The sequence below is a fragment of the Paenibacillus cremeus genome (genome assembly GCF_007786445.1).
GTDB lineage: Bacteria > Bacillota > Bacilli > Paenibacillales > NBRC-103111 > Paenibacillus_G > Paenibacillus_G cremeus.
Genome location: NZ_VNJI01000017.1, coordinates 120,653 through 132,257 on the forward strand (window position 1 = coordinate 120,653; position 11,605 = coordinate 132,257).

Consider the following 11,605-nt stretch of genomic DNA (forward strand, 5'->3'; position numbering starts at 1 on the left):
AGTGATCAGTTTACACAAAAGCTGGAAAATGAATAGACTTAACCTTAGTGTTCTGCTATGATGCGGAATAGGGACTGTGCGAAATTTCGGACTCCCTGCATAGCTTTGAAATGTACGACCACCCGGATCGACGGGTGGTTTTTTGCTTTTTAGACTTTATTAGGTGTGTTCATCAAGCATGCACTACGCAAATCTAGTAGAATAGAATTAGAGTACCGTGTATGTTGTTTCGAAAATGATCCCTGTGGGAGGAGTCGTTGGTTGTGGAGATTAAGACAAGCATGTCTTTGGGGCAAGCCATTCGTGAGCGCCGCAGTATCGGCCGGGTGAAAAGCGATGAGGTAGAGCAGGAGAAAATCGAGCAGCTGCTGGAAGCGGCGAATTGGGCACCATGCCATCATGGTACGGAGCCTTGGAGGTTCTATGTCATGACGGGGAACGGCCGTCAAGTGCTGGCTGATGCTTACGCGGATATCGCTGCAGAGGAAGCCAAAGGAACGCCAACCGAGGAAGAAGTGGCGCAGCTGCGCAACAAGCAGGGAGCGAAGGCGTTCCGTTCGCCTGTGGTCATAGCCGTTGCCGCATCACCTTCTAGTGCGCCTAACGTAAGTCGCGTAGAAGAACTTGCTGCTACACACGCGGCCGTACAAAATATGCTGCTCACCGCGCATGCGATCGGTCTGGCCGCGATCTGGCGCTCCGGCGAGCCGATGTACCATCCGCGCATGAAGCAGGCTTTCCAGCTGAAGGAAGAAGAAGAGCTAGTCGCTCTTGTGTATGTGGGCTATCCGGCCATGGAACTGCACAGCGGCAAGAGAAAACCGGTCCAGGACAAGACGGTCTGGATCAAGCAGTAAGTCTATGCTGGTCCATCGCCTATACGGCTGCACTTAATTTCAGCAGCAGGCTAGGGTCCTGAACCCGCTTGCCCAGCTGCCCAAGGGCGCTGATGGCTGCCTTGTGCACGGTCGCCGATTCATCCCGCAGGAGTGATTGCAGCGCCCAGCCAAGCCGATCCAATCGATTCGCAGCTTCCGGCGCGGTAAACAGCTTGGCGCAATGCCAACGGACAAGCGGCTGGTCGCTGATCATCCATTGCTTAAGCCTTAGCTCGAGATCATCTATGTAATTGCGCAGCATGGCGTCACCCAGGGCGCGACCTCCGATTTCTTTTTTCACCATCGAAGCTTTATCCCGCATGAGCGGCTCCAGCAAATCAAGCAATAGGGGGCCCCAGGCGGGATTTTTCGCGTTGGAGGCAAATTTGAGGGCGACAGCTACGGCTTGTCTAACCATCGGGTTAGCATCTTTCGACCAATGTGCGAGCGTTGGATAGAAAGATTCAAACTGCTTGCACAGCACGGTCCCGCAAGCGGAGGCCGTCCATTCGCGAACATCAGGAAATGGACTGCATGCCAGCTTCCTCAGCAGCTTCGAGGCTCCTTCCGGCGCAGCACTGTAATGGGCGGACAGTAGGAATACAGCGAGCTCCTCCGCAATTGCCTCGCCGGTGCCGGTCAATTCCTCACTCAATCGATATAAAGCGGAACTATTGAAATTTAAAGCAGCTTCTATGTACTGCACGGCTTTATGCTTAAGGGCTTGCTTGGGTGTTCCGGTCAAGGTATCCAGTTCTTTCGAGAGAACGCGGATCCATTCGGCAGTGGCGTTATTCTTGACGGCGGCGGACAAGGCTTCCTCCCATCCCATGCTTCATTACCTCTTTTCCAGTCAAATTTATCGTTAGCCCAAATTTTACACGAAAACGAAGGAAAGAACAAGTGTTCTGGTGTTGATGCATTTGTGATATAATGTTTTCTAAACCAGAACCTACCTTTTCCCTAAACCGATGGATATTTGGTAGAATAATAGAACGTTACGGAAATTGGGGTGGCTTGAATGGCTTTTCGATTTGTGCTCGGCCGGGCCGGGAGCGGTAAGACGACCTATTGCTTGAATGAAATTAAACAACGACTTGCGGAGCAGCCTAGCGGACGACCGATCATTTGGCTTGTGCCTGAGCAGGCCACCTTCCAAGCGGAATATGCGCTGATCTCCGCACCGGAGCTAGGCGGAACATTGAGAGCACAGGTGCTCAGCTTCCGCAGGCTTGCATGGAGGGTCATGCAGGAGGTCGGGGGAACGGCACGGCTGCCGATTGATGAGACGGGAAAGAAGCTGTTATTGCATCGCATTTTACATAGAAATCAAGACCGGCTGCGCCGCTTTCAAGCGACGGCAGATCAGATGGGCTTTTTGGACAATCTAAACCAGCTGTTCAGCGAATTTAAACGGTATTGCGTTTCCGGCGTCGGGCTTGCACAGTGGTATCAAGAGCGGCAGGAGCTCACAAGCGGTTCGCTGGAGGACAAGCTGCATGATTTGCAGCTGGTTTACACGGAGTTTGAAGAGGAGCTCTCCAAGCTGTACTTGGATGGAGAGGATTATTTGACGCTGCTGGCGCAGCAGCTTTCGCACTCCGCTTACGTAGGCGGCGCGGAGTGCTGGATAGACGGGTTTCACGGGTTTACGCCTCAGGAATTTGCTGTACTTGAGCAGCTCGCGAAGCACAGCGATCAAGTGACGCTGACCTTGTGCTTAAACCGGGACTACTACGCCGATGAACGGCCGCATGAGCTGGATTTGTTTCACCCGACGGCCCGGACGTTGATTCAACTGCGGGAACGGCTGCAGCAGGAGGCTGTCGAGTTCAAGGACACGATCCTTTTGCCTAGCCAGCCTGGAGCCCGATTTAAACACAGTCCAATGCTGGGCTATTTGGAAGGACAGTTTGAAGAGCGAATCAAACAGCCATATGTACATAAGGAGCATGGGCAAGATCGGTCGGCAGTTCGTATTTCCGCAGCGGTCAATCGGAGAGCTGAAGTGGAAGGTGCAGCCAGAGACATCGTCAAGCTCGTACGTGACGAAGGCTTGCGCTGGCGTGACGTATCCGTATCGGTGCGGAACATCGAGGCTTACGGCGATCTGGTCGCAGGGACGTTTAAAGACTACGGAATCCCGCACTTTTTCGATCACAAGCGGACGGTCATGCATCACCCGCTCGTGGAGCTGCTGCGTTCATCGCTGGAGACGGCACAAAATCATTGGCGATATGACGCGGTATTTCGGTGTGTGAAGACCGAATTCTTTTTGCCGTTTCGTTCGGGTGACGAGGCAGCCTCCGAAGCCGTACGCATCGACCGGCATGCGATGGATCAGCTGGAAAACTACGTGCTGGCCTTTGGCATCCAAGGCTCCAAATGGACGGACCCGAACGATTGGACGTATTCATACCGTACCAATCTCGATGATCCGGAGTCGGAGGCCGGGGCGGCGGACGAGCGGTTTTTGAGCAAAATCAATGCGGCCAGACGGTGCGTTTCTGAGCCTTTGGGACGACTTCAGAGCCGGCTGCGCAAACAGACCTCGGTTAGAGCGCGCGTGGAGGCTTTATACGAGCTGCTAACCGAACTCCAGGTTCCGGAGCGTCTTGAAGCTTGGAGCCAGAGAGCCTTGCACCAGGGAGAGCCGGAAAGGGCTCGTGAGCATGCTCAAGTTTGGGAATGCGTGATGGACATGTTCGATCAGCTGGTGGAGCTTATGGGCGATGAGCAATCGTCGCTGGAGCTGTTCTCGGAGCTCGTCGAGACTGGCATGGAGAGCATGAAGCTGGGGCTGGTGCCGCCGACGCTGGATCAAGTGCTGATCGGCAGCATGGACCGCACGCGCTCAGGTCAAGTGAAGCATATGTTTGTGCTTGGAGTAAACGAGGGCGTCATGCCGGCCAAAATTACGGAAGGCGGCGTGCTGTCTGAGCTGGAGCGGGAGCTGCTCACGAATGCGGGGCTGCCGATGGCCGAGGGAAGCCGCAGAAGGCTGCTGGATGAGTCGTTCTTGATTTATTGTGCCTTCTGCACCCCTTCCGAGGGCTTGTGGCTTAGCTACCCGCTTGCGGATGAAGAGGGGAAATCGCTGCTGCCATCCGATATGATCCGTCAGATCAAACGGATGTTTCCACAGAGCGAGCGGCTCCTCTTGAACGATCCGCTGCCGGGTACACCGCTTACGGAGCAGATGGCTTATGTAGCGCATCAGGACAAGGCGCTTTCGCATTTGATCGTCCAGTTGAAGCAGTGGGTCCAAGGAAAGCCGATGAGCAATGTCTGGTGGTCGGTCTACAACTGGTTTGCGCGTCAGCCGGAGTATGCGGGCAAGCTGTCCCGTATGCTGCAGGCGATTTTATATACGAATATCGGAACGCAATTAAAGCTTGAAACAAGCCGTCTGCTCTACGGGGAGAGCATCGAAACGAGCGTGTCGCGCATGGAGCGCTTCGTCGCTTGTCCATTTTCCCAGTTCGTATCTCATGGCCTTCGTTTGAAGGAACGGCGAATCTTTACGCTTGGTGCGCCGGACGTCGGTCAGCTGTTTCATTCGGCGCTCAGCATGTTTGCGGAGCAGACGGTTCGAGAGGGGCTGGATTGGGGTGCCCTGAGCGAGGCGGAGTGCGATCAGCGGGCGGCTGTCGTGGTGGACATGCTGGCACCGAGATTGCAGGGCGAAATTTTGCTCAGCTCCAAGCGTTACTTATACATCGCCAGAAAGCTTAAGCAGGTGATCAGCAGAGCGGCGTTGATGCTGGGCGAACACGCGAAGCGCGGACAGTTCCAGCCTGTGGGCCTGGAGATCGGCTTTGGCGCCGGTCAACCGATTCCGCCGCTCTTGTATCAGCTGGATAATGGCGTACAGATGGAGCTTCGGGGGAGGATTGACCGAATCGACCGGGCGGAAACGGAGCAAGGCACTCTGCTGCGGGTTATTGACTACAAGTCTAGCTCGAAGGCGCTGCAGTTATCCGAGGTGTACTATGGACTTTCGCTGCAAATGCTGACCTATTTGGATGTCATTTTGACCCATGCTCCAATTTGGCTTGGAAAAGAAGCTAAACCGGCCGGTGTGCTATATTTCCATGTGCATAACCCGGTGTTGAACGTGAAAAATGGGCTCAGCAGCGAAGCAGCGGCGGTAGAACTGATGAAACGGTTTAAGACCAAGGGCTTGCTCACGGCGGACCCGGAAGTCATTCGGTTAATGGACAGCGGACTAATTAGCGCAAGCGGTTATTCGGATCTGCTGCCGGCGGCGCTCAAAACCGATGGAAGCTTTTATAAAACGTCCTCGGTAGCCTCAGAACAGCAATGGAACACGGTTCGCAAGTACGTTAAGCGCACGATGAAGGATATTGGCACTACGATGACGGATGGATGTATCGACATTGCACCGTATCGTATGGGGGCGGCAACGGCATGCGGTCAATGTTCCTATAAACCGGTCTGTCAGTTCGATCCGCAAATGGAAGGGAACGCCTACAAGCAGCTGGCGCCGCTAGGGAAAGACCTCGTTTGGGATTTGATGGAGCAGGCCAATGGCCGGGCTGAGGAGAAGGAGTCGCGCAGACCTTACCGGCCAGCGGCCAAGGGGTTGACGGGTGCGGCGCTGGAGGCAGCGGCTGCCAGAGAAGAGACGGAATTGAACCACGACGAGGAAGGACGCAATGATACGGATGGAGGAGAACACGTTGATCGATAACATACCCAAGCCGGAAGGCAGCACCTGGACGGACGATCAATGGGATGCGATCGCCATTCGCGGTCATTCGATGCTGGTAGCGGCTGCGGCCGGCTCAGGCAAAACGGCGGTGCTGGTAGAACGGATCATCCGCCGCATTTCGGACGAGCAGGATCCCATTGACGTTGACCGGCTGCTTGTAGCGACGTTTACGAAAGCGGCCGCTGCGGAAATGCGCCACCGCATTAGCGAAGCACTGGAGAAGGCACTAACAGCCAATCCAGGCTCGGATCATTTGCGCAAGCAGCTAGCGCTCATCGGACGCGCATCGATAACAACGCTGCACTCTTTTTGCATGGAGGTCATTCAGCGGCATTACCAGCTGGTCGGACTGGATCCCGGCTTTCGCATCGCGAATGAGACCGAAAGCGCCTTGATGCGGCAGGATCTGCTTGAAGAGCTGCTGGAGGAGCGATACGGCGCTGCGCAGGAAGGCGATGCCTTCTGGCAGCTGGCCGACACGTTTAGCGGAGATAAGAGCGATGACGCCTTGTTCAGCTTGGTGCAGCGACTATATGACGACTCGCGAAGCCATCCATGGCCGGACCACTGGGTGAGGGAGAGCGCTGCTTTGTTCGAGCATAGCGCGACATCGGGAGATAATCCTTGGCTTCCGAGCTTGCTGTCCTCCGTTCGTTTGGAGTTGCAGGGCGTGGCTGCGCTGCTTCGCGAGGCGACGCTTCTAATTGGACAACCCGGCGGACCGGAGCCTTACTCGGCGAATTTGAAGGATGATTTGGCGCTGATCGAGTATTTGCTTGAGGTGTCGAACTCCAATACATGGGAACATATATATCACGCATTTCAAGGGGCTTCCTTCGGGAAGCTGAAGGCCTGCAAGGGCGATCAATACGATAAAGAGCTTCAAGAGCAGGTGAAGGAGCTTCGGAATACAGCAAAAGAGCGCGTGGCTGAGCTCAAGGAGGAGCTGTTTGGGCGTACTCCGGAGCAGTACGATGAAGAGCTGAAGCGGATGGCACCGCTAATGAAGGAGCTCAGTGCTCTCGTTGTGGAATTTGGCGAGCGGTACAGGAAGGCCAAGCTGGCTAAGCGGCTGGTTGATTTTTCTGACTTGGAGCACTTTTGCCTGCGTATTCTTTGCTCGAAGGAAGCGGGGCCGGGGCAGCTGATTCCATCCGATGCGGCGTTGGAATATCAGGAGCAGTTTGTGGAAGTGCTGCTGGATGAGTATCAGGATACGAATCGCGTTCAGGAAGCGATCGTTGAGCTGATTGCTAGGCAGTCTCCCGGCAACCGGTTTATGGTTGGGGATGTGAAGCAGAGTATTTACCGCTTCCGCTTGGCTGAGCCTGGCTTGTTTCAAGAAAAGTATAAAAGCTATCAGATTCGCGGCATCGAGCCCGGACAGCGCATTGATTTGGCTCGAAATTTCCGCAGCCGACGTCAGGTTGTGGACGGTACGAACTATATTTTCCGTCAGGTGATGCAGGAAACCGTAGGTGAGATCACTTACGACGAGCGGGCGGAGCTGGTGTACGGTGCAGGTTATCCGGAGTTGGACTCGATCGGCGGACAGGATGCGGCGGCTGAACTGGTGCTTATAGACCGTTCGGCAGAGCCTGGCGGAGGAGATTCAGGGGCGGACCGAGATGCCTCGTTTGGTGAACAGGAGGATGGGGTGTCAACTTCCTTCGAGGATCCGGCGGCTGAAGCTCGTGAGCTTCAAACCGTGCAGCTGGAAGCCCGATATATCGCCCAGCAAATTCGCACCATGATAGGGATGGACGGAGGGCGTCCGTACCAGGTGCTTGATAAAGCGATCAAAGGGATGCGCAATGCGGCTTTTCGGGATATTGTCATCCTGCTTCGTGCAACGCAGCAGTGGGCGCCAGTCATGATCGAGGAGCTGCGGCTGCAGGGGATTCCTGCTTACGCTGAGCTGAGCACAGGTTATTTTACGGCGACGGAAGTTCAAGTGCTGCTGTCGCTGCTGAAGGTCATCGATAACCCGTATCAAGACATTCCTCTCGCCTCCGTGCTGCGTTCTCCTATTGTTGGACTGGATGCCGAAGCGATGGCTCAGATTCGCATCTACAGCAAGCACGGGTCTTATTATGACGCACTTCGAGCTTACGTTCGGGAGGAAGAGAAGGAAGCCGGGAAGCCGGCTTCGGGTAACGATGGAATTACTCGCATCCCAGAGCTGCAGCAGCAGCTGTCGATATTCCTCACTCAATTGAAGGCTTGGCGCAGCCGGGCACAGATGAGTCCGCTCGCAGACTTGATTTGGGATATTTACCGCGTGACCGGTTATTTCGATTTTGTCGGGGGCATGGCCGGAGGATCGCAGCGTCAAGCGAATTTGCGGGCGCTTTACGATCGCGCGAAGCAGTACGAAGCGACGTCATTTCGAGGGCTGTTCCGTTTTCTCCGTTTTGTGGAGCGGATGCAAAATAGCGGAGGCGATTTGGGCACGGCCGGCGCGATCGGCGAGCAGGAAGACGTGGTTCGGATCATGACGATCCATAAAAGTAAAGGACTGGAATTCCCGTTCGTGTTCGTAGCGGGGATGGCCAAGCAGTTTAACCGCCGGGATTTGACGGACAGCTTCCTGCTGCATAAGGAGCTTGGTTTCGGCCCGAAGACGATGGAGTTGGATAAGCGCGTTAGCTATCCGACGCTCCCTTGGCTCGCCATTAAGCGAAAAATCGAGCTGGAAATGCTTGCCGAGGAAATGCGCGTGCTGTACGTCGCACTTACGAGGGCGAGAGAGAAGCTGATTTTGGTAGCCACGGTCAAAGGACTGGAGAAGCTGGTCTCCGCTTGGTCGCGGTTTGTGCCGCACGAAGGTCAGACACTTCCCGATGATGCTCTGGCCAAAGCGCGCTGTTATTTGGATTGGGTCGGACCTGCGCTGATTCGCCATCCCGACGGAAAGCCGCTTCGCGATGTAGCCGGACTGGACTACCGCAGCCACTCGTTTTTGGTGAACGAAGCTTCGCAGTGGCATGTTCGACTGCTTCAGCCTGAAGCTTTTGCTGGACTGGCAGAGGCCGCGCCTGCGATTGAGGCTGTGGATGAAACCCTGTGGCAGTCGGTTGCCCGACTGGAGCCGGTGGATGGCACGGAGCGTTCGGAGCAGGAGGTATGGCGGCGCTTAGCTTGGAGCTATGAGCATACGGAATCGACGACGGTCTTGTCCAAAACGTCGGTCACCGAGCTGAAGCGGCTGTCCGAGCATCACAAGCTGATGGATATGCTGTCAGAGGAGCCTGCGGCGACCCTTTGGAGCGGGATCGGCGGCTCGGAGAGCTCAAGCAGCGGCGAGCAAGCCGAAGGGAAGACAAAGACGGCATCCTACCGCGCTTCCATTGTGCGCAGACCTCGCTTTTTAGAGCAGCGAGAGATGAATGCGGCGGAGCGGGGGACGGTGTTTCACGCGGTCATGCAGCACATTCCGATTGATCGGGAACCGGACGTGGAGACCGTGAGCGTCACGCTCAGCGGGATGGTTGCCAAGGAGCTGCTGACCGAAGCGCAGCGGGCGCTGGTTGACCCTGCGGTCATCGTATCTTTTTTCCAAAGTGAGCTTGGACAGCGAATGCTGCAGGCCAAACAAGTTCACCGCGAGGTTCCGTTTAGCTTCGGAATGCCTGCTAGAGATGTCTATGGCGCTGAGCAAGGCGGGTTAACGGACGAGATCGTCATGCTTCAAGGGGTGATCGACTGTCTGATCGAGGAGGAGAATGGTCTCGTGCTGCTCGATTACAAAACGGACAGGCTCAAGGGCGGCTCACCGGCTAAGATTGCCGAAGGCTACCGTTTACAGCTGGAGCTGTATGCCGGTGCGGTGGAAAAAATCTGGAAGAAGCCCGTGACGGGAAAATATATCTTTTTATTCGATGGTGCTCATGTAATGGTGCTATAAGGGGACAAAGAGGGGAAGGGAAAGGGCACAATGCGGATTTTGCATACGGCGGACTGGCATTTGGGCCGGTCTTTAGAAGGACGAAGCCGGCTTCCGGAGCAGGAGGCATTCATCGACGAGCTGGTACGGATTGTTCAAGAGCAGCAGATTGACTTGGTGCTCCTCGCAGGCGATGTGTACGACTCGGTGAATCCTCCCGCGGCGGCAGAGCAGCTGTTCTATGATGCGCTGGCGCGGATTTCGGATCAAGGGGCGCGGCCGGTGTACGTTATTGCCGGCAACCATGATCATCCCGATCGGCTGGCAGCGGCAGCGCCGCTTGCCGATAAGCTGGGAGTGACGCTGGTCGGTTTGCCCGAAGCTCGGGTGTACGAGACAACGATTCGCCGAACCGATGAAAAAGCGGTTTTGTTCGCGCTGCCTTATCCGTCCGAGTCTCGACTGAAGGAGCTGCTGTCGGACGATATCCAAGAGGAGCTGCTGCGTGCGGCGTATTCGGAGCGGGTGAAGCATATTGTGGCGGAGCAAGCGCGTCACTACCGTGAAGATACAGTGAACCTGCTCATGAGCCACCTGTATGTGCTCGGTGGGAAGGAAACCGACTCAGAGCGTCCGATTCAAGTCGGCGGCGCGTATACGGTTGACACCACGGCGCTCTCCGCTGGCGCACAATATGTAGCGTTAGGGCACCTGCATCGCCCGCAGTACGTCAAATCGCGAACGATGATGCGTTATTGCGGCTCTCCGCTGGCGTACAGCTTTTCGGAGGCGGGGTACGCCAAGTCGGTGACTGTGCTGGACATCAAGCCGGGCGCCGAGCCGCAGGTGGAGGAGATTTATTTGTCCTGCGGCCGACCGCTCGTCGAGTGGAAAGCCAAGGGCGGTTTATCTGAGGTGTATAGCTGGCTGGATGCCGGTAAAGACGCGAACGCTTGGATTGACCTGGAGATTTACTTGAACGAGACGATGTCGCTCGAGCAGCTTCATAAGCTGCGCCAAGCCCACGAAGGCTTGATCCACATCCGCCCGATTTATCCGGAGCTGGAGCAAGCGTCCTTGGAGGCCGCAGCGGCGGCCAAGCTGCCGATGGACGAGCTGTTCCGCCGCTTCTACGAGCGGCAAACGGGTGGCGCCCAGCCGGAGCCTGAGCTGATTCAGCTCTTTTTAGAGCTGCTGGCGGATGAGGAGGAAGCGGAGGGCTAGGACGAAGCTGAGTGCTTTGTCAGATGGTATGTATTCGGAACTAAAAAAGGAGGAGCGTGTGATGCGGCCGATTCATTTGCAGATCGCGGGGTTGCAGAGCTACCGGGAGGCGCAAGAAATTGATTTCACTGCGCTGACGGAGGCTGGCGTATTCGGGATTTTCGGGCCAACGGGAAGCGGCAAGTCGACAATCCTCGATGCGATTACGCTGGCGCTGTTTGGGAAAGTGGAACGGGCCTCGGGCGGTACGCAAGCGATCATGAACCAAGCGGAGTCCGTCCTTTCGGTCTCCTACACGTTCGAGCTTGGTTCCGCCTCGGGCGCCATGCGCTATCGGGTGGACCGGCAATTTAAACGGAGCGGGGACGTGTCCATTCAAGGAAGTCTTAGCCGTCTGATTCACTATAAGGATGGCGAAACGTTGGTCTTGGCTGATAAAGCCGGTGAAGTCAACCAGCAGGTTCAAGATATTTTGGGCTTGTCGATGGCGGACTTTACCCGCGCGGTTGTGCTTCCGCAGGGGAAGTTTGCCGAGTTCTTAACGCTGACGGGCAAAGACCGCCGGGCGATGCTGCAGCGTTTATTTCATCTGGAGCCGTATGGCGATCGGCTGAGTGCGAAGACATCTGCCCGCTATAAGGCGACGGATGCCGCCATTCAGACGCTGCAGGCGGAGCAGCAGGGCCTCGGCGACGCCTCCGCGGAGGCGCTCGCCGGCGCCGACGCGCGGCTGCGCGAAGCCCGCGACGCCGCGCGTGCGCTGCGCGAGCGGCTTGCCGCCTGCGAGCGCCGCGCCGCCGAGCTGCGCGCCGTGCGCGAGCTGCAGCGCGAGCTCGCCGCGCTGGCCGCGCGTGAGGCGGCGCTGGCCGCGCAGGCGCCGCA

6 protein-coding genes are annotated in these 11,605 nt (G+C 56.4%); 5 read left to right on the forward strand and 1 reads right to left on the reverse strand.

The window, feature by feature from the left end:
* The first annotated feature begins 269 nt into the window (after positions 1-269).
* Positions 270-857: a nitroreductase family protein gene (locus FPZ49_RS15530; RefSeq protein ID WP_144848270.1), complete on the forward strand. Its 588-nt coding sequence runs from the start codon at positions 270-272 to the stop codon at positions 855-857.
* Between the two features lie 19 nt (positions 858-876).
* Here FPZ49_RS15530 and FPZ49_RS15535 read toward each other — a convergent pair whose 3' ends face one another.
* Entirely contained in the window at positions 877-1,710 is an 834-nt protein-coding gene (locus tag FPZ49_RS15535) for a DNA alkylation repair protein (protein WP_144848230.1), read from the reverse strand.
* Between the two features lie 189 nt (positions 1,711-1,899).
* Between FPZ49_RS15535 and addB the strand changes: the two genes are divergently transcribed.
* The 4 genes from addB to FPZ49_RS15555 all read left to right on the forward strand — a co-directional run.
* Complete coding sequence (gene addB / locus FPZ49_RS15540; RefSeq protein WP_144848232.1) at positions 1,900-5,592, forward strand: helicase-exonuclease AddAB subunit AddB; 3,693 nt, start codon at positions 1,900-1,902, stop codon at positions 5,590-5,592.
* Complete coding sequence (gene addA, locus FPZ49_RS15545; RefSeq protein WP_144848234.1) at positions 5,582-9,520, forward strand: helicase-exonuclease AddAB subunit AddA; 3,939 nt, start codon at positions 5,582-5,584, stop codon at positions 9,518-9,520. Before addB ends, addA begins: the two co-directional genes overlap by 11 nt.
* Before the next feature lie 30 nt (positions 9,521-9,550).
* Positions 9,551-10,723, forward strand: coding sequence for an exonuclease SbcCD subunit D (locus tag FPZ49_RS15550; protein ID WP_144848236.1), 1,173 nt, complete (start codon positions 9,551-9,553; stop codon positions 10,721-10,723).
* A gap of 61 nt (positions 10,724-10,784) precedes the next feature.
* The coding region (locus FPZ49_RS15555) for an AAA family ATPase (protein WP_144848238.1) at positions 10,785-11,605 on the forward strand (821 nt) is incomplete at its 3' end.